14 protein-coding genes are annotated in these 19,821 nt (G+C 44.2%); 4 read left to right on the top strand and 10 right to left on the bottom strand.

Translation table 11 applies throughout. The annotated features are described in order from the left end of the window. Positions 1-23: 23 nt before the first annotated feature. On the bottom strand, positions 24-1,769 hold the full coding sequence (locus tag ACGHVY_RS05615) for a bifunctional metallophosphatase/5'-nucleotidase (RefSeq protein WP_390597717.1): 1,746 nt from the start codon (positions 1,767-1,769) through the stop codon (positions 24-26). After that, positions 1,766-3,694, bottom strand: a complete 1,929-nt coding sequence (locus ACGHVY_RS05610; RefSeq protein WP_308744849.1) for a HAMP domain-containing sensor histidine kinase — start codon at positions 3,692-3,694, stop codon at positions 1,766-1,768. Before ACGHVY_RS05610 ends, ACGHVY_RS05615 begins: the two co-directional genes overlap by 4 nt. Before the next feature lie 117 nt (positions 3,695-3,811). Between ACGHVY_RS05610 and ACGHVY_RS05605 the strand changes: the two genes are divergently transcribed. Beyond that, positions 3,812-5,944 (top strand): Tex family protein, encoded by a 2,133-nt coding sequence (locus tag ACGHVY_RS05605; protein WP_390597715.1) that lies wholly within the window; start codon positions 3,812-3,814, stop codon positions 5,942-5,944. Here ACGHVY_RS05605 and ACGHVY_RS05600 read toward each other — a convergent pair. Continuing rightward, on the bottom strand, positions 5,916-6,812 hold the full coding sequence (locus tag ACGHVY_RS05600; RefSeq protein ID WP_390597713.1) for a CPBP family intramembrane glutamic endopeptidase: 897 nt from the start codon (positions 6,810-6,812) through the stop codon (positions 5,916-5,918). The genes ACGHVY_RS05605 and ACGHVY_RS05600 overlap by 29 nt on opposite strands. A gap of 103 nt (positions 6,813-6,915) precedes the next feature. Here ACGHVY_RS05600 and ACGHVY_RS05595 point away from each other — a divergent pair, with 103 nt between their 5' ends. Further along, positions 6,916-7,965, top strand: coding sequence for a leucine-rich repeat domain-containing protein (locus ACGHVY_RS05595; RefSeq protein WP_195407077.1), 1,050 nt, complete (start codon positions 6,916-6,918; stop codon positions 7,963-7,965). A gap of 64 nt (positions 7,966-8,029) precedes the next feature. Here ACGHVY_RS05595 and ACGHVY_RS05590 read toward each other — a convergent pair whose 3' ends face one another. The 7 genes from ACGHVY_RS05590 to ACGHVY_RS05560 form a co-directional block, all read right to left on the bottom strand. Then, on the bottom strand, positions 8,030-9,379 hold the full coding sequence (locus tag ACGHVY_RS05590; protein ID WP_390597710.1) for an ATP-binding protein: 1,350 nt from the start codon (positions 9,377-9,379) through the stop codon (positions 8,030-8,032). Positions 9,380-9,561: 182 nt separating this feature from the next. Next, complete coding sequence (locus ACGHVY_RS05585; RefSeq protein WP_390597708.1) at positions 9,562-10,131, bottom strand: hypothetical protein; 570 nt, start codon at positions 10,129-10,131, stop codon at positions 9,562-9,564. Next, positions 10,091-14,002, bottom strand: a complete 3,912-nt coding sequence (locus ACGHVY_RS05580) for a DUF6443 domain-containing protein (RefSeq protein WP_390597706.1) — start codon at positions 14,000-14,002, stop codon at positions 10,091-10,093. Before ACGHVY_RS05580 ends, ACGHVY_RS05585 begins: the two co-directional genes overlap by 41 nt. Next, a complete protein-coding gene (locus tag ACGHVY_RS05575) occupies positions 13,999-17,112 on the bottom strand; it encodes a hypothetical protein (protein ID WP_390597704.1) in 3,114 nt (1,037 codons plus the stop codon). The genes ACGHVY_RS05580 and ACGHVY_RS05575 overlap by 4 nt, the downstream gene beginning before the upstream one ends. Before the next feature lie 116 nt (positions 17,113-17,228). After that, positions 17,229-17,324 (bottom strand): smalltalk protein, encoded by a 96-nt coding sequence (locus tag ACGHVY_RS05570; protein WP_308744871.1) that lies wholly within the window; start codon positions 17,322-17,324, stop codon positions 17,229-17,231. A 110-nt stretch (positions 17,325-17,434) separates the two neighbouring features. Further along, entirely contained in the window at positions 17,435-17,887 is a 453-nt protein-coding gene (locus ACGHVY_RS05565) for an N-acetylmuramoyl-L-alanine amidase (RefSeq protein ID WP_390599651.1), read from the bottom strand. A 43-nt stretch (positions 17,888-17,930) separates the two neighbouring features. Further along, positions 17,931-18,449, bottom strand: a complete 519-nt coding sequence (locus tag ACGHVY_RS05560; protein WP_308744858.1) for an HU family DNA-binding protein — start codon at positions 18,447-18,449, stop codon at positions 17,931-17,933. 304 nt (positions 18,450-18,753) lie between these two features. On the opposite strand from ACGHVY_RS05560, the gene ACGHVY_RS05555 reads away from it, so the two are divergent. Both ACGHVY_RS05555 and ACGHVY_RS05550 read left to right on the top strand, forming a co-directional pair. After that, positions 18,754-18,999 (top strand): DUF4248 domain-containing protein, encoded by a 246-nt coding sequence (locus tag ACGHVY_RS05555; RefSeq protein WP_308744859.1) that lies wholly within the window; start codon positions 18,754-18,756, stop codon positions 18,997-18,999. A 464-nt stretch (positions 19,000-19,463) separates the two neighbouring features. Beyond that, on the top strand, positions 19,464-19,805 hold the full coding sequence (locus tag ACGHVY_RS05550) for a hypothetical protein (protein ID WP_390597702.1): 342 nt from the start codon (positions 19,464-19,466) through the stop codon (positions 19,803-19,805). The last annotated feature ends 16 nt before the right edge of the window (positions 19,806-19,821 follow it).

Genomic DNA, 19,821 nt, shown 5'->3' with positions numbered 1-19,821 from the left:
CAGGACAAAACGACCATTTTTGGCTACTTATTGACCACCCCGAATAAATACCCCGAATCACGTTTGGCAGCAGGCACCGTCCACTCTTCCGGAACAAATTTCCACTGATTCAACGCTTTCGGGTCCATCACTCCCTTTTTCTCGATGTAATTCATCAGATAGAAACGAAGGTCCTTATCCGTAGAAAAAACGATGCGCTCCTTCAACTTCTCCTGAGGAATCCCCGACCCTTTCGTCAACAATTCTCCGCCGCCGTTGCCCCGGTAAGAGTTCAGCGCTACCCTGTAAATCTTATCCAAATGGAAAGGAGAACCATCCGCCATACTGACAATCGTCACCTTCTCCCCTTGCGGTTTCGTGACATCTACCGTATAAATAATGCCCGAAGCCGAATCGAAATTGAAGCTGAAATTCTGGAAAGAAGCCCTGTCCTCTGCACCCTCACGACGTTTCTCCTTGAACCAGAGCAGATGGTCGTCCGGCGATTTCATTTGGTTAGTCCACATATAATACGACATTTCCAGGAAGTCCTTGATTTCCTTTCCCGACAATGTCATCACATACAACATATTCTCATACTTATATAAGTTGAACATATCGCTGACGTACACATCCCCCTTCTTTATCTCCGCGTCGAACGAAAGCGGAGCAGCAAAGGAAATCTCAGCCCCCGTGATGTCGAGCTGCAACGTATGAATCAAGTCGATAAAAGCAGAAGGACCGAAAAACGAAGGATGCGTAGAAATATCCTCGGTAAACGTGCCAATCTTCTTGGAAACGAACTTCTGCACCGCCTCATACTGCGGAGCGAAACGCTTCATAAAGTCCTCGCTGACACCATAATCCTTCGTAGCCGTCAGTACTCCCTGAATATCCTTACCCACTACCTTGCCGTCTTTCATCCTTACAGTTACGTCAATATTGGACAAAACAACCCCATTGCTTGCCGGGTCGATAACCACCACCGAATCTCCGGCAACATTCACCACTTTCTTACATTCACGGGCATGGTCGTGTCCCATCAACACCATATCAAAACCTGGTACATTCTTCGCCACATTCAAAGATGCATTCTCATTATATTTTCCCGACATCTTGAATGCTTCCTGTCCCGCATGGAACAGTCCGATTACCAAGTCCGGCTTTTCCGTTTCACGGATAATCTTCATCCACTTGCGTGCCGTCTCTTCCATATCGTCGAAACGCAACCCCTTCCACAGATTTTCAGAAAGCCATGCCGGGATAGCGGGCGTAATCATTCCAAGAACAACAATCTTCACACCGTCACGTTCCAACACCTTATAAGGCGGAAGATGCGTCTTTCCCGTAGAAGTATCCATGATATTGGCACCCAATACAGGAAAGTCACAAGTACCAATCCAACGGTCGAATACCGCGCGTCCCGTTTCCACATCATGGTTACCCATGTTGCCGGCATCATACTTCATATAATTCATCATTTCCGCGCAAAGATGCGGAGACACGGTATCAATGTAATTATAATAATAAGCGGTAGGCTGCCCTTGCAGAATATCCCCGTTATCCAACAATATCAAGTTGTCCTTATACTGCTGCCGCTCTTTCTGCACAAACGAGTAGATGCGCGCCAGACTGCCTTTCCACTCCTGGCGGGTGATAAAATTGTAAGGATAATAATTGCCGTGCACGTCGCTTGTTTCTACAATCTTCAGCTTCACTACTTTTTCCTGCGCTGCCACCGACAACACCAGGCATAGAAGCCAGAAATAAATCAATGTAATCCGTTTCATTCTTTTTCTATTTTTAGCGGATGCGAGAATACGAAGCGAGCCCCACCGGTATAGTCGGAATCAATCCATATAGCACCCTTCCATTTATAAACAATCAATTTGCAGATAGACAACCCCAGACCTGTTCCCTGGGCATACTCATTCAGTTTCTCAAAACGCTCGAACACAAGTCCCTGCTTCTCTTTCGGGATGCCGCATCCCGTGTCCGTCACTGAGAAAACAGCCATTTGCTTCTCCTCATCTATCGAAAAGTCCAACGTAATCTTTCCTTTTTTCGTGAACTTATCAGCATTGGACATCAGGTTGATTATCACCTGCTGCATACGCTGCACGTCCGTCACCATTCGGTAAGTCTCAACCTCCGAAGTAAACAGGAAACGGTTGTCCGACGACTGCCGCGAGAAACTGACCGAAGCGACAACCTGCCTGCACAACTGCACCACGTCGCACTCTTCCCAAGTCAAAGTCACCCGGTTGGCTTCCAGGCGTGAAAGGTCGAGAATATCATTAATCAGACGAAGCAGCAAGTCCGAGTTCGTTTTGATAATCTGATAATAAGACTGCTGCTCCTCTTCCGTACAGTCGCCTACGGCAAGCACATCCGAGAATCCGACAATCGAATTCAACGGCGTCCGTATCTCATGGCTCATATTAGCCAGGAAAGCACTCTTCAGGCGATTGGACTCTTCCGCCCTGTCCTTCGCTGTGCGCAAATCCTTTTCCGACTTCAACAGTTCATCTTTCAGACGCTTGGTGCGGAAATAAAAGAAAAGAGAAATAAACAGCCCCAACGTCACTATCACAAACAAAGCACACGCCGACCATATCTGATACATATATTGCTGATAGAACGAAACCGGCTGATTGACAAGCTGCACATCGAAAGGCAACCCGTTCGGATTCACTCCCCACTCTTTGACCTTTCGGCTGTCCAGCACCGCCTTACTACCGATAATCTCCAGATGTTTCTCCACATCGCCCGCCTGATTATCCAGCCGGACAGATTCCATCGCCATTTCTCTGCCCACCTTCCGATAATCCGGCAACACGCCGCCGATAGCCCAATACCCCAGACTCACCGATGAAGGCGTAAACGCCGGAATAGTGGGAGTCGCTTCCATCATCGCATACGTGGCGTTCCGCATGAAATATCCCTCGTTCATATCCACCCGCCAAGTTCCCACCATAATCACCGTATTTTCCGGCAGATGCCTCAGTTCCTCGACAATAGTATAAATCGTATGTTTCCGCCCGTCCATCAGAATCAAGTCCAGATCGGGGAATTTCTTCATCTCCCTTCGCACCAATGCCTGCATGGTCACTCCGCCGTAGGTATTGTCCGAGATAAAAGCGATATGCTTCGTCTTCGGATAAAACGCCTGAATCATGCGGATATTATCCTCTATATTATAATGGTTGATAAAGCCCGATTTCAGTTCGGGGATATTCAGATGGTCGTCAAAGATATCGACAGATTCGGGCATCCAGCTATCGAGGTCCGCCATCGCATCCTTCGGCAATATCACCACATTGCTGCTGACCAGGCTACACATCACAGGCACTTTCACCTGCATCGAATCCCTCTGCGACAAATAAGCCGCCCATGCTTCCTGTCCCAACAAAATAATCTGAGCCGGACGGCTCTCCCCCTTATATTTAGAAAGAATCTGCGTCATCATATCGCTCCACAAAGGAGACTCGGAGAAACTTTTGCAGTTCATGTTCTCGATGATAATATCCCGCTTTCCATCCAACTTCTTATACTCTTCCATATAATCTGAAATCGTCACCGAAGTCTGGTGCGCAGCCGGATTATAAGAACAGATAATCAGAATCGGATTCTTATCTTTAGAGACAGCAAAAACTTCCATTGACTGTAGAAGCCAAATGAAAAAGATAAAAAGATGCCCGGAATATCTTAGCATAATAATGCAGTTTTGATGTGTCAATTCATTTATTTAAACCGCAAATATAATAAAACTTGTCGGGTTTATGAGATTTATATGTATTTTTGTCGCTCATTCATTTTCAAAAAATTGTTTATGGAATTATTTCACAAAATGATTTCCGGACTACTGGGAATACCGGAAAAACAAATAAACAGCACACTCCGCCTTTTGGGTGAAGGTGCTACGATTCCTTTTATCAGCCGCTACCGTAAAGAAGTTACGGGCGGGCTGGATGAAGTCCAGATAGAGCAAATCAAGGAGCAACACGATAAGTTGTGCGACATATCCAAACGGAAAGAGACGATTCTCAGCACCATCACCGAACAGGGGAAGCTGACCGCCGAACTGGAAAAGCGTATCAACGACACCTGGAATCCGACGGAACTGGAAGACATCTATCTCCCCTACAAACCCAAACGGAAGACACGTGCCGAAGCAGCCCGCCAAAAAGGACTGGAACCGCTTGCCACTATCCTGATGTTACAAAGAGAAAACAACCTCGACGCCCGTGCCGCATCTTTCGTGAAAGGTGAAGTGAAAGACGTGGAAGACGCTCTGAAAGGAGCCCGTGACATCATCGCCGAACAAGTAAACGAAGACGAACGTGCCCGTAATGCCGTACGTAACCAATTCGCCCGACAGGCCGAAATCAGCGCCAAAGTAGTGAAAGGCAAAGAGGAAGAAGCCGCCAAGTACCGTGATTACTTCGACTTCTCCGAACCGCTGAAACGCTGCACTTCGCACCGCCTGCTGGCCATCCGCCGGGCAGAATCGGAAGGACTGCTGAAAGTCTCCATCACCCCGGACGACGAAGCGTGCATCGAACGCCTGGAACGCCAGTTCGTACGCGGCAACAACGAATGCAGCCGGCAAGTGAACGAAGCCACCATTGATGCTTACAAACGCCTGCTCAAACCTTCCATCGAAACAGAATTTGCCGCCCAATCGAAAGAGAAGGCGGACGATGAAGCCATCCGCGTATTCACCGAGAACCTTCGCCAACTACTTCTCGCAGCTCCCTTGGGACAAAAACGGGTGCTCGCCATCGACCCCGGATTCCGTACCGGATGCAAGGTCGTCTGTCTCGACGCACAAGGAAACCTGCTGCATAACGAAAATATCTACCCGCATCCGCCGGTCAACAAAACCAGTGAGGCGGCATCAAAACTCCGTAAGATGGTCGAAGCCTATCAGATAGAAGCCATCTCTATTGGCAACGGAACGGCAAGCCGCGAAACGGAAGACTTCATCAGCCGCCAAAGTTTCGACCGCCAGATTCCCGTATTTGTAGTCAGCGAGCAGGGAGCTTCCATCTATTCGGCTTCCAAAATCGCCCGCGACGAATTTCCCGAATATGACGTGACAGTCAGAGGAGCCGTTTCCATCGGACGCCGGCTGATGGACCCGTTGGCGGAATTAGTCAAGATAGACCCAAAATCCATCGGAGTCGGTCAGTACCAGCACGATGTAGACCAGGCGAAACTGAAGAAAGCGCTCGACCAGACCGTAGAGAACTGCGTGAACCTCGTCGGAGTCAACCTGAACACGGCAAGCAGCCATCTGCTGACCTATATTTCCGGTTTAGGCCCGCAACTGGCGCAAAACATCGTCAACTACCGGGCAGAAAACGGCGCCTTCGGCTCACGTAAAGAATTGATGAAAGTCCCGCGCATGGGCGCAAAAGCCTTCGAGCAGTGTGCAGGATTCTTACGTATCCCCGGAGCAAAGAACCCGCTGGACAACACAGCCGTGCATCCCGAAAGCTACCACATCGTAGAGCAGATGGCAAAAGACCTGAAATGTACCGTCGACGAACTGATAGCCGGCAAGGAACTTCGCCAGAAGATTAACATCTCCGACTATATCACTCCCACCGTCGGTCTGCCCACCTTACAGGATATCCTGCAAGAGCTTGACAAACCGGGACGTGACCCGCGTAAAGCTATCAAGGTATTCGAATTTGACAAGAACGTGCGCACCATAGCCGATTTGCGCGAAGGCATGATTCTTCCGGGCATTGTCGGCAATATCACCAATTTCGGCGCTTTCGTCGATATAGGAATCAAGGAGAACGGGCTCGTACATCTCTCCCAACTAGCCGAACGGTTCATCTCCGACCCGACGGACGTTGTATCCATCCATCAGCAAGTCATGGTGAGAGTGATGAACGTAGATACCGACCGGAAACGTATCCAACTCAGCATGATCGGGGTACCGCAAGACTGATTGCCTCTCTCTTCTCTCCCCACCAGACTATCAGAATCGTTAATACAATCATAAGTACTGTGCAAATGAGCGAGCCTTCAAACCCGAAGGCTCCGCCATTCAGCACATTTTCTTCGGGCATATGCAGTTTCAGCATCGTAGACATGAAATCGTTTCCGCTCACCTGGTAGCCCAAAATCGGGCCTTGTATCCAGTTCCAGAAAAGATGCAGTGAAATGGGGAAACAAAGATTCCGGGTATATAAATAGGATGCCCCCAACAACATACCTGCCAACACAAGATTTATCATCGGCAGGAAGTCTATCTCCGGATTAAAGATATGCAGGAATGCGAACAACGCCGCCGAAATGAACAGCGACAGGAATTTATTTAAACGGGTATGCAGCAGATGCCCCAGGATATACCCGCGCATCAGAATCTCTTCAAACAGCGCGACTAACAGAAAAAACAGCAACGCCCCCAGTAAATCCAACGGTTTGAACTGAAACCCGGTCACTTCCACTTCTCCCATGACCAGAGACAACCCGAAGCCTACCAGATACAGCAAAGCAGCTATCAGAAATCCATACCACAACCCTTTGGCGTGCCCCTTGACGGACAATCCCAAATCGGAGAACGGACGCCGCTCCAACCGGAGCATAATGACAGCAGCAGTAAGAACAGCCAGCAGCATACTGCCTTCCAGCAGAATATATCCCACCATCCCCGGATGACGTGCTTCCACACCAAGCACCAACGACAAGAACCCTTGAGCCAATATACCATACAATCCCATAAATACCAAAAACACCACAATAAACAGTGGGATGCATACCCATACAGGGAGTCTCTTAGGCTCTTTCTTCTCTACGATGTTGTCTGCCGTCATTTTTACAATTTGTTAATCCGGCTACAAAATTAGATATAAAACATAAAAAAACATCATGTAATCTCTATTTTTCCTATATTTGTCAGAACAAATCCGCAAAACTATGAAATTTAAACTACTATTGATAAGCTTCTTATTGGCTGCCAACTCATTAGGAGCCACAGCGCAAGTGAGTAAAACGTATTATGTGAGCAAACCGGGAACACTGATTTCCATGATGACTGAGGACGAAGCAAACGCCGTCACCCACCTCACCCTGACCGGAAAATTGAACGCCGAAGACTTCAGACACCTGCGTGATGAGTTCGATAACCTGAAAGTGCTGGATATTTCGAATGCCGAAATAAAGATGTACAGCGGGAAATCGGGAACCTATCCCAACGGCAAGTTCTACATTTATATGCCGAACTTTATCCCTGCCTATGCCTTCTCCAACGTAGTGGACGGAGTGACCAAAGGCAAACAAACTTTAGAAAAAGTAATCCTCTCCGAAAAGACCAAGAATATCGAAGACGCCGCTTTCAAAGGCTGCGAGAATCTGAAAATATGCCAGATTCGCAAAAAGACAGCTCCCAACCTGTTGCCGGAAGCATTAGCAGACAGCGTTACCGCTATCTTCGTCCCGCTGGGCAGCAGCGACTCATACCGCTACAAAGACAGATGGCAGAATTTTGCTTTCATTGAAGGTGAACCGGTAGAAGCTACTTTGCAAGTAGGACTTATGGGCAAACTGGAAGAAGAGATTCTGAAAGCAGGTCTTCAACCCCGCGACATCAACTTCCTGACCGTTGAAGGTAAACTGGACAATGCCGATTTCAAACTAATCCGCGATTATATGCCGAATCTGGTATCGGTCGATATTTCCAAAACAAATGCAACGGCTATCCCCGATTTTACTTTCGCGCAAAAGAAGTATCTGCTGAATATGAAATTGCCTCATAATCTGAAGTCTATCGGACAGCGCGTGTTCAGCAACTGCGGTCGCCTGTGCGGTACTTTGGAACTGCCGGCTAGTGTGACAGCTATCGAGTTCGGGGCATTTATGGGATGCGATAATCTGCGTTATGTGTTGGCTACGGGAGACAAGATTACAACGCTGGGCGATAGTTTGTTTGGAGACGGTGTGCCGAGCAAGTTGGTTTATAAGAAATAAGAAGAAAAGAATTGCCCTGATATCGGTTGAGTTTAATCAGCCTATATCAGGGCAAATAATCTCTTTAAAACGTTCCAATTACCGCATCATCAGGCTCAAAAAACATAATATAATAAATAGGAATATAAGTAACTCCGCTTTTCTGATAAACCTTCTGCTCATTAGACAGGACAAACGCCTGGTGAATATTATATGTTTCTACTTTCAAGAACTTAGTGAGCGCACTATGAACAGTGTAGTCTTTGCCTGATTTGATTTCCAAAGGTATCACACTAAGATTATCAGCATCATCTATCAAGAAATCGACTTCTCCATTATTTTTATTATCATAGTAATACAAATTAAATCCATGTGCACGCAACTCTTGAGCAACAACCGTTTCATAAACCGAACCTAGATTTATGCTTTGTACGTCCTGCATAATAGCCTGTATATTATTCTTAAAGAACAAACCCGTGAGTAACCCCACATCATTCAAATAGAGTTTGAGCAAGTTCTTGCCACAGTTCTCCACTAAGGGATAACTGGGAGCACTGATAGCTTTCACTTCCAGAACTACTCCGGCAGAGATGAGATAATCAAATTCTTCCTCATAATCTGCCATTCGCTTACCTTTCTTCCCTTCAATATCCTTCGCCACCATACGTTTTTTCTTGTTCTCCAAATTGGATGGAACCAAGCTATACACACGCTGTATCTTCAATTTTGCATGGTCTTTTTCATACTTTGAAGCATCTACGCCATAAAGGGTGAGAATATCTTCCTGTATTTTACGGATAGCCATCACATTCTTCTCTTCAACAAATGTCTTCACAGCATCAGGCAATCCGCCTACAATCAAATATTTCTTGAATAAGTCGAGCATTTTAGCATGTAGAGAATCAGGTAAGGACTGGCATTGCAGAAACTGAGTCCTCATAGTAGAAATAGCAAGTTCACCTATACCATTGGCAATGATAAACTCCTCAAAATCCATAGGATACATGTGTTTAATCTCAATACTTCCTAAAGGAATAGAAGATGTATTTTTCAATGTTACACCTAATAATGAACCACTCGCTATATAGGTAAATCGGTTGTCCGCCTTCAAGAACTTCAACAAGGTGAGCAGATGGTCATAAGCCTGAATCTCATCAATAAAAACAAGCGTATCCATACGCTCTTTCATCCTGTCACCCGCCACTACACTCAATGCCAGGTAGAAATCATTCACAGTCTTGGCATCCGCAAAGATTCTATCTCCCAATTTATCCTCTTCCATGTTTACCTCTATATAGTTCTTATAGAGTTTCTGTCCGGCATGACGGATAATAAAAGACTTACCTATCTGCCGTGCCCCATCGACGATCAATACTTTGTTAGAGTCCGTCTGCAAATAGTTCTCGATATAACTTTCAATCTTACGATATAGCATATTACACTTTTCTATAATTTATCAGGCCACAAATATACACTTTTCGAATAATATTAAGACTGATAAAATACACTTTTCATATAAATATAACTATTTCTGCATACTTTTCGGTTTATTATAGAAAAGAATTACCCTGACATAGAGTTTGTAACTTATGTCAGGGTAAAATATTCATCAATTATTTATTCGTCAGGCAAATACTTGCTCCTTTCTTCAGGATGATCTTCTAAATATCCTTTTATAACATCAGGTAACCATTCATACGGAGTAAGAGGATCATATAATTCTTCCTGAACAAACTTCTGGAGTTCTTTTGGATTTCCTTTCATCAGTACATCGTTTAAAAGTACTCCATATCCACCAGCACCAATGCAGACTTTTATATCAGGCCGCCTTTCACCGTTTATCGTTTTTAATCTTATAAGTGCACTTACTCTAAGATCAATATAAGAATCAGGAGTAGCTGGTTTCAATTGATTAACCAAAGCCACAAAACGCTCAACAATCTTTCTATCACGAATAATCACTTTATGGCTATCGTTTCCAAACACAATGTGCAAACAATCGGTGATAGGAATGTCTGTATCTACATCTCCGATAAACCAAAAGTTTACATTTTCGACTTCATTACTATCAATCATAAAACGATTACTTTTGCATGAAGTCATAAATAGAAACAATAAAACTAACGAACCATAATAATATATTCTTTTACAATTCTGAACTCCATGTAGGTTTCTTCCTTTTTTCATATACTTGTGTTTTTTCTTTATCAATTACATTTGAAGTAACTCCTTTCGTTATTACAGTTCTTCCATTGTGGTTTCTTCTAGTAACCTGCCCGGGACGAGTTTCTCCATTAGCCCTTGAAGTTTTCTGTTCAGAACCGGTTATCACCCGTCTTTCTTCTTTTGTCCTATATTGTGAATCACTACCACGCACTCTATTTTTATCATACGCTTGTTCGTTTGTTTTATGCTCTAAAGCATGGCTAGCTTCATGTTCAAATATGGTAGCAGGAGAATTAACTGTTCCATTATCATTCTGTCTTCCCCATTCACTATTCCAATAAATACTTCCTGCACCACGTGCAACATCCGGATTATATGAATCTTCATAGGTCGCTTCCATCACATTTACTTTTATATCGGTATTTTCCACAATTGCCACTGTTGAAGCTCCGCCTCCATTGCCCGCTTTAATGCCATTGGCTTTATTATACTGATATGCAGTGACAACTGACCGGACAAAAGAATTAGGATGAGTAACATTACCGCCGCTATACGTATACGATGAACGATTATCATTGTACCAAATTACGATTGTCCGCCCATCCGGATCTATATTCTTCACCGGACTATTCGCGCAATAGTTATAAGGACTTACTCCATAATACTTTTCCGCCATCGGATCCACCGCATTCCATCTGCCCAATGCCGCATCATAACGTCTAGCCCCGTAATCATACCAATCCAGACCGCCTTTTCTATCCAGTTCCTTCCCGTTATACTTATAATCCTGAACAGACGAAGTCGAAGCAAACGTACCGCCAAACGGATAATAATGATTCACTTCCTCAACTGTCCCATTCTGGGACACAACCACACGATTATTACCTTGATGATCCTGCAAATAATAATGATACTTACTATCACTCAAAGATACAAATCCGGCATCTGTCAATAAAGTCTTGGGGATTCCATTTTCATAGATCACATTACCGCAATAATCGGTAGTAGTTGTATTTCCTGCGATACTATGAACAACATGCAGTTTGGTGCCTGTCGCATCATAAAGGTAAGAAATAGAGCTGCCATCTTCGAACTCTATACGGTTCGGTAAATTTAGGTAATTATATTGAATATCGGCAATATTCTTGTTCGAATCTTTAATTAAATTTCCATTTGTGTCATAAAAGTACTCTGTATCCTGTTTTGCTCCGTCCTTGAATTCGAAACCATCAGCATAAACCGAGTTTATAGAGTTGTCATTTACTGCCTTCAATTGATTACCATCATAAGACAAAGACAAGTCGTCAATCAAGCCATATACAGAAGAGGCAGTCTGCCCGTATCGTTTCAGGGCTAGAATATTTCCCATCTTGTCATACGATGTCACACGCTCGCTAAAACGATTCGGGTTCTCATTCAAAAAACTTCCCTCACCGTAGGCAGCATCTGTCAAGCGTGAAAATCCATCGTAGCCGAAGCGATAACCACGCAAAAACAAAGAATCGGCAGACCACGTCATACTGCTGATATTACCGTCATAGCAAGGAACTCCCACACCGTCCGTATAATGAATGTTCTGATGAAACAAAGGATTTTCAATTTGAGACAACCAACCCCGTACATTATATTCATAAGCAGTGTGAAGCAAGCTATTATGAAGGGATTGTGTACATAGCTGCCCCAATTCATTATACTCATTGCTCGATAATAAAACTTCCGGTTTGTTATTCAGCTTATGAAATACTTCTGTCAGTCGTTCGCCGGAATCATAGGTATACGTATACAATTCACTCAAAACAGGAGCGGCGAAACGTGTATGTTCGTGCAAATGGCTTATCAGGCTTCCGGTAAAAGAATTATAATTATAAAAATCACGGTCGCTTCCATTCAAATGATGATCCGATACGGTTTGAATCTTCCGACCGTGCTCATCATAATACATCACTGACCTCTGATAATCGGGAAAGGAAGTTTCACCGGATGAGGGAAGATGCAAGGTCAACGTTCCGGTCAGAAATCCTTTGGGATTAGTACACTTTTCGCGAAAGCCTGTTCTTGGAGTATAGGCGAACAGGGAATCCGGTCTGAACCGTTCATCATCCATAAAATTATAATTATCATAATAATTCACCGTTCGAATTTCCGGATTGTCAAGAATCAGTTGTGCCGGACCACTATGAACCAATGTATAACCTGCATACTCCGGTCCCCCCGAGTACTTGCCGGTAATCCTACTACCCAGATACTTCCCCTCAAATGGATATACTTTATTTCTACAAACACCTTGCAGACACACACGCCCGAAAGAGTCGGAAATATAAAACTCACATTCCCCTTTTGCCCTTTCCATGCCGGTCTGACTGAGAATCATTCTGTTATCCCGGTCATAAGCGTAATAGTTCCAATCAATACCCGGTAACTTCTTGGCGGAAAGATTGCCCGCAGCATCATATTTATACACATAAGCATATTGTTCGAGTAAATGGGGCTCAACCGCGCCCACAGAAAGATGCGCGGACAATGCAGGCGGAAGAACAGCCCTAAGTTGACCCAAATCATCATATACGCAATAAGTATCGAGCACCAGTTTACTGCCTGTAACGGAATCCACTTGCCGCAACAATACCACCTTGCCGGATTTATCCTTAAACTCAAACACGATTTTACCGCCTTCATCTTCTGTCCGGGCGACCGACAAACTACCATCCGGATAACTTCTGCCCACCAAAATCGACAAAGAATCTCCTGCTCCTTCCAAAATTTGAAAACTATAACAATCCAACACATCATCGCCCGCCACATTTGTAAAATCCGCAGTCTTCACCATTCGTCCATGTTCATGCCATGCGTGACCGGGGCCGCACTGTCCGACTACCTTCTCCAAAGGAGAAGCTTCATACCTGTATGATGTATACGTGTGCGTATCTCCTCCATAAGTTTTCAGAGCCTGTTCTTTATACACACTGCTCAAGACAGACATCCCGCTGCCTTGCATAACAGGAACCGGCAGCCACGTGTTACTCTTACGCCCCCATGAATCATACTCCTGCCATGTGACGAGGTCTTTCATCTGAGGGGTAAATTTCTGTCGCACTGTCTGATCCAAACGACCCATATCATCATAATAGCTTATACTTAACGAACCATTAGATTTACTTCCATCACGACTTTTAAAAACACTCACCATATTTTTCCCCGGAAAGAAATTCAAGGAATGCAAAGGTTGAGAGTCAGGATGAGGAATATCGGGTTCTTTTTCTCCCTCAAACACAAGTTTATGCGCACACAAATCAACGGACAATGTGTGTTGATGGACGGCAGGTGTAACTCCATCGGGTAATAATGCCACAGCCGAGCTAGCTTTCACCGGAGGGTACACGCCTATTGCGTCTCCCGGAAGAACGGGACACGAAGTTGAAGTAGAATCCGACTCCACAGGCGTTCCGACGACAGATAGCTGGAGTTTGTATATTCCGGGTGAAAGGAGAACACTGTCATTATACGAAAAAGAAGACAATGAACCTATAGCAACCTTTTCCGTGCATATATCCCGCAGTGCAAACGAATCAGGATCCCACGAAATCAGCGATATGTTTATTCTAAAATATGGATAATACATTCCTCCTGTACCTTTGAGCGTCATATTTGAAAATCTCATAGAAACGTTCATTGATTCACTTATCCGAAAATAAAGTCCTTCGTGAGGTTCGAATGCAGGATTAGACTGACCGTCTATATCAGACAATTTTGCATGCCTGGGTTCATTGTCAGAAAGCGGAATTATAAACATCATTGACGGTTTATCGTCGTTCGGATGAATTGATTGGGCAGAAAGATTCAAAGCAACTCCCACTATCAGAAATAAAATAGCAAATAATCTGTTTCTTTTCATAATGCATCTCCATTTATTATCGTTTCACCTCCATCACTACTAGTCTCCTTATCACTGTTGTAAAAGTGATAATCGTATATATTCAATATCTTTTTTATATTATTCTCCATTAAATAGCTCTCTCTGAGTTTACCCAAATAGTCATATTTATAAAAAGTGGTCAATCCGTTCGGAGAAGTGTCGGATTCGAGGCTCATGTCTGATGTATACTTATAAATATAGAAATGAGATTCCGGTAGCAAGTGTCTGATACCTTCCAATACTTCATAATTGATTTTATCCAATCGGGTCGAAGAGAAACTTTCGGGTGAAACAGACATTCTGTCCGCCACGTCACGATAAGTAGCGTTCTCTATGCGTGCTATGATTCGTTGCCCCTCAGCTCCCCAAATCAATACGACCGGCACACCCTGTTCTTCTATTTGTATCGGATTGCCATATTTATCAACGCGGGAAACCAAATACATCCTTTGTTTATGATTATTATTCGTTTTGTACATCATTTGTACATAGGGAACACCGTCCGATTGTCCGTATATATACTCCTCTCCTTGCAACTGTGTCCCCGTTCTCACCATTTTTCGCGAAACAGGTGTCAGGACATTACTCATCTTCATCCAGCTATTCCCCGGCTCATCAGCGGCATAAGAATAATCAGTACTGACATCCTTCCCGTCACTGGTTCGGCTCAAAACTCTGCTCAATAATTTATGGCTGCCGTACTCATGCGCCTGATATTGTACGATTTTCTTGCCGGCAGGAGCTACATACGCAACTTCTGTTGTCGAATCCACCAGACAGGCATGAGTATACGTCTTGGTAAGCGTTCCCACTTTCGCGCATGTGTAATCATTAAAGTCTGAACAGAAAATAAGAAGGTTCTGATGTGCGGTGACAAATGCTCCCGGCGCCACTTCCTTATATTTATAATTCACCTTTTTCTTCAACTGATTGTCTTCATCATAATATTCCTTAGAAAGAAGCTTCCCCCTTTCCATTGAGCGACTTGTGAATGGTTTTGTACTCCCTTCCCCCACCAGCATGGAATAAACAGCCGGTTCATCATAATGAGTCATTCCGTATATATCCTCGCCATAGTTGGAAAAGTGATGTTTGACATATCCTTGCGACTGCCCGTGCCCGTCAATATCCTCCTCAATCACGCACGAATATCCCACATCAGGAGAATTCAGGTTGGTGACTTCTGCAAAAAATCCTCCTTCGGATTTCAATATAAGATTCATGCCGCCATCCGCGTAATAAATGATTTCGTGCAATGGCTTTGTTTTCGCAATCCCGCTGCTCTTTTCCGTCGTCTTTCTCTGTTCCGAATAATAATAGCGTTTTATTCCTAGCAGGCTGTCTGCCTGATTGAGAAAGCTCATTTTCTTTATTCGCAAACCGCCCGAATCTCCGCTCCGCACGTCCAGGGCAGTATGTGATGGATTTACAACTTTAGAATAACGGTTCAGCTCATACTCAAACCGACTTTTGCCACCAGTGGGGTAGATAATCTCCTCCAGCACTTCGGCTTGAGTATACGTCAACGAAGGCTGCTTCACCTTAAACGAAGGTGTGGACGAGAAACTCACCGTTCCTCCGGAAAAATACCCCCATGAATCCGTTTTCGCCCTCACAAAATCAGAAGGCATAGGGTGCGATTTATTATAATTGAAGTGATATTCCTGAATACTTCCTTCCGTAGGAGATTGAGGCACCTCATAGTGCGACAGGAAGAAATATCCATGCGGATGATGTATATATATGGGAATAATTGCCGGATTGCCGGGACGTTCGGTTATCAATGACAATTTTCTTCTCTCGTTGTAGACATAATCAAAATAAATAGTCTTCAAAGGATGGTTCGCGTTTCCTTTTATGTAGATAGAGTGCAATACCAGATTTCTCAGTTTCGATTTAATCGTTTCCCGCAACATATAATCGGAAGACGTGTCGATGCCGTTACCCAAAAACACATGAAACTGCTCAGCAGGATCTTCCATGAAAGAGTATATATCTTTCCGTCCATAGGCGTTTTTTCGTCCCCATGCCAGATAGGTGTCGACAAAAGAACTAGAATAGCCATAGTCATTGTAGTAATTAAACTCTAAAGTCTCATCGGAGGTTTTTATAGTCTTGATAGTTGCCGGAAAAATCAAATACCCCGTCATCCCCGCCTGACCGGTTTGAGGATTTTGTGGAGTACAGGGTATACCTGTCACCGTTTTACACTGAGGGACATATTTTAAGTCACACATCACCTGGGAAGTATCATAGCTGAACTCCACAACCCGTTTGTCTACAGTCGTTATTTTAGACAACTTCCAGGAAGTAGGAATCAATTCGCCATCCTTTCGAGAGTAATAGGGCACACTATATTCGGTCGCTTGCAAACCACCGAACTCATATCTACACCCATCAGGTGTTACTAAAGTAAACTTGTTGAAAAAACGATTGTTGTACGATCGAACTCCCCATCCACTAAGCGGAATCCTGCTGTTCAACTGCTCAGAATTTATAAACCCCTCGCCATTAGCCGGATTAAACTCCACTTTAATATCCTGATCCGAAACGACATACCACTGCCCGTTTCCTTTGTAATAAAAGTTGCCGGAGTAACCGCAAAAACTAAATGAGAATTCATCGGCGGACAATTCATAATAATCGCCACTTTCACCCTCAATATGTTTTGTAGCCTCCACGAATTGCGCATTATTCATGTTTTGAAGTTGGGAAGCATGAACATAGTAACCGGAAGCGTATCCGTTAGATTCACATTTTTCATCGTAGAGTCCGTGAACGGCACGAGTGATATATCCACCCGCTTGCAGGCTCCACCCTAAGCCCAAACATCCCGGCTGTACATTCGGCTTCACGGATGCCAAGTGGTAACTGGTCGAGAGAGGCAGTGTAAAGGCACCTGCCTTCAACTCATAAAGCGGTATTGATATGTCAGGAATACCAGTATATAGACTGACCGGAACTGTCCCATATTCGCCCAAACTCGTAATTTCCGGACTGGGAACATTCTTAATAGGTAATAGCTGTGCCATGCTGCTCAGATTCATACTTACCAAAAGAACGAAAGCTAAAAGAAGTCTTTTATTCATACAGTTAAATAGTATTTGAATTTTAAATGAACTGATAATATTCCCACCATTAAGGATAGCGCGCATATCCATACGGTGAGAATATCACTTTTATTAATCTGTTACATCTTTTCTTTTTACAGATTCATCGCATTACCGCCCAGCGCACCGAGCACTGCCGAAGCCACCGCGATGACTACCTTCAAAATAGTATCCCAAAGGGAACTTTTCATTGCCATAATTTTACACACCTCCTTTCCGACTCTTTAAATGATTAGTTACTCTTGTTCTTTGTTACCCTTTTTCTTTGGTTACTTTTTTCTTTGGTTACTTTTTTCCTTAGTTACTCTTTTCCTGAAAACTCGTCTTTCACCTCAAAGCACGGGCACGCCTTGATCCACTCTTCCGGTTCGATTTCCCCGTTTCCGTTGCGGTCGGGCGAGAGGTCGCGATGGCCGCACACGCGGCAGGCGGGAAAACGTTCTCCCAACTGATGCGCCAAAAGTTTGAGCGATGCCCTCTGTTCCGGTGTCCGCGTGTCCGCCGGACATCCCCGGCAGTCCAGGCCACCTTCGTAACAGATGCCTATCGAGTGAGCATTGAAACCTCGGGCGTGTGCCCCGATGCGGTCTACCGGACGGGTGAGGTGGACTGTCCCGTCCTTGCGGATGTAGTAGTGATAGCCCGTGCCGTTGAATCCGCGGCGGCGGTGCATCGTTTCCAAGTCATCCGGGGTAAGCGAACGGTCCTCGCGCGTGGCGGAACAGTGAATCACAATCAAATCAATCTTTCTCATAGCATAACTAAATGTTAATTGTCTACTGCCAGTCGGCAATTACTTATGCTGCCGGATCCGGATCGGGAGTTTCACCGCCATCGTCTCCGCCGCCACCGGGATTCTCACTGCCACCGTCGTCGGGGTTGCCCTCACCCTCGGTTTTCTTTTTCTTGGGCGCGTCGAGGTCTAGAAACTCGATTTTCTCATCGGCACGGGTAGATGCCAGGTTGGGACGGACACTGCTCGAAGGACGGAAGTTGATATTCACGGCCTTGATATTCTTCATCGTGCACTTGTCCTTCGTGTCCGCTCCCAATGTGGTGGCGGAAAGGCTGAATACACCGAAATCACGAATATTGACGGACTTGCCGTCGAACAGTGCCGCACGCATCGCTTCTACGAGATTGGTCAGCACACTCTGGATATCGCCCAGCGACAAGGAACTTTTGTCCTTCATAGTGTAAGCGAGTTTATCCAGGTCTACACTCTGTCCCTGCGTCACAAGTTGCGGGTGAAACTTCACCACCCCGTCAACCTTTCTCGGGTCTTTACGACCCATTCTTTTAAATGGTATTGCCATGATAAATTTTTTAAATTAAAAATTGAGAATTAAAAATTGAAAAATAAATGTTACAGATTGCGGTTGTCGCAATGGGTATCGGGAGAGATGAACGAGCTCTGTTTCTTTCTCTTTCGATACCTCAAAGGTACTATATCACAGTGGGGTGAAATGACGTACTTTGTCTCCGTTTGTCTTACTTTGATTCAGTTTCATTTAGAGTGTATTTACTTTAATTCGGATTGATTTTATTTTACTTATACTGTTGGCTGTCCGGGGGATTTTTCGTATATTTGGAATACGATAAAATCAATTTTCCGAAGATATGAAAGCAGAAAAGGAAGAACCGGCAGAAGAGCCGTTTGTCATACGACCGTATTTGAAGTCGGAACTGGCACATCTATACAATCCTTATGTACCGTTGGTGTATGCCATGCGGAAAATGAGGGAGTGGATCAGAAATAACAAGGAACTGTATGACGCAATGTATAGCGGCGGCGAAGGTAAGAATGACCACGCTTACAGCGCAAGGCAAGTGCGGCTCATCGTGAAGTATCTGGATGAGCCGTGAATCTCTTTATAGTGGATTTCGATGGACCATAATGAAAAAAATCGGCTATAATGAAAATGAAATTAGCTATAATGAAATCCAGATTAGCTATAATGAAAAAAAGATTTGCTATAATGATATTCCAGCCCATACATGGCAATCTAAAATAAGCTGACTATAGCTTTTCTTATATAATAATGTACGCATCCGCACGCGTACGGAATATGTTCTTTTTTTATTAGCGCACGCATACATTAGAATCTGGTGGTGGTGATACCACCTCTAGTTTTAGTGTGCGTGCGCTTTGTATGAAGAACATATATAATAAGAAGAAAAATACAGAAAAATATCGGGAAACACGGCTTCAATAAGTTTTTTCCTAAAAAATCTTTATTCAACAGAGAGGAAGTACTATATTTGCGTCTTTTTATAAATAATTATTAATTCATAAAAACAATTCAAATTATGGAAAAAGAAACATTTTTGTGTTTGAATTTCAAGTAACAAACGAACACGTCCAGCAGTTGGATCTCTACAACAAGAGCGATTTGCCCGAGTCGGAAAAAGCCGGCATAAGACTGCTGAAGTACTTCAGAAAGCACAAAAAAGAAGTTTTCCCGAACGAACGAAACGAATATCTTACACCATTCGTGAAGTTCTTCGACGACAACACACTCCTGTCGGAAAAAACTCACCCGCGCACCATCGCCCAAATGGCTATGCAGATGGCTGACTTCCGCATATCAAATGTCAAAGAGGGGTATTTGTCAGAATCTCAGCTTAGTAGATGTGTACAGAAACTGCGCATAACTCTTTATGGAGAATAAGAAAACTCTATTTACT

Origin of the sequence: Bacteroides sp. f07 (assembly GCF_042854785.1) — a bacterium.
GTDB lineage: Bacteria > Bacteroidota > Bacteroidia > Bacteroidales > Bacteroidaceae > Bacteroides.
This window is presented reverse-complemented; position numbering and strand designations above follow the sequence as displayed.

Excerpts from the sequence above, each read along its gene's own strand:
- ACGHVY_RS05615 (WP_390597717.1), bottom strand. The coding sequence starts at position 1,769 with ATGAAACGGATTACATTGATTTATTTCTGGCTTCTATGCCTGGTGTTG.
- ACGHVY_RS05610 (WP_308744849.1), bottom strand. The coding sequence starts at position 3,694 with ATGCTAAGATATTCCGGGCATCTTTTTATCTTTTTCATTTGGCTTCTA.
- ACGHVY_RS05605 (WP_390597715.1), top strand. The coding sequence starts at position 3,812 with ATGGAATTATTTCACAAAATGATTTCCGGACTACTGGGAATACCGGAA.
- ACGHVY_RS05600 (WP_390597713.1), bottom strand. The coding sequence starts at position 6,812 with ATGACGGCAGACAACATCGTAGAGAAGAAAGAGCCTAAGAGACTCCCT.
- ACGHVY_RS05595 (WP_195407077.1), top strand. The coding sequence starts at position 6,916 with ATGAAATTTAAACTACTATTGATAAGCTTCTTATTGGCTGCCAACTCA.
- ACGHVY_RS05590 (WP_390597710.1), bottom strand. The coding sequence starts at position 9,379 with ATGCTATATCGTAAGATTGAAAGTTATATCGAGAACTATTTGCAGACG.
- ACGHVY_RS05585 (WP_390597708.1), bottom strand. The coding sequence starts at position 10,131 with ATGAAAAAAGGAAGAAACCTACATGGAGTTCAGAATTGTAAAAGAATA.
- ACGHVY_RS05580 (WP_390597706.1), bottom strand. The coding sequence starts at position 14,002 with ATGAAAAGAAACAGATTATTTGCTATTTTATTTCTGATAGTGGGAGTT.
- ACGHVY_RS05575 (WP_390597704.1), bottom strand. The coding sequence starts at position 17,112 with ATGAATAAAAGACTTCTTTTAGCTTTCGTTCTTTTGGTAAGTATGAAT.
- ACGHVY_RS05570 (WP_308744871.1), bottom strand. The coding sequence starts at position 17,324 with ATGAAAAGTTCCCTTTGGGATACTATTTTGAAGGTAGTCATCGCGGTG.
- ACGHVY_RS05565 (WP_390599651.1), bottom strand. The coding sequence starts at position 17,887 with ATGAGAAAGATTGATTTGATTGTGATTCACTGTTCCGCCACGCGCGAG.
- ACGHVY_RS05560 (WP_308744858.1), bottom strand. The coding sequence starts at position 18,449 with ATGGCAATACCATTTAAAAGAATGGGTCGTAAAGACCCGAGAAAGGTT.
- ACGHVY_RS05555 (WP_308744859.1), top strand. The coding sequence starts at position 18,754 with ATGAAAGCAGAAAAGGAAGAACCGGCAGAAGAGCCGTTTGTCATACGA.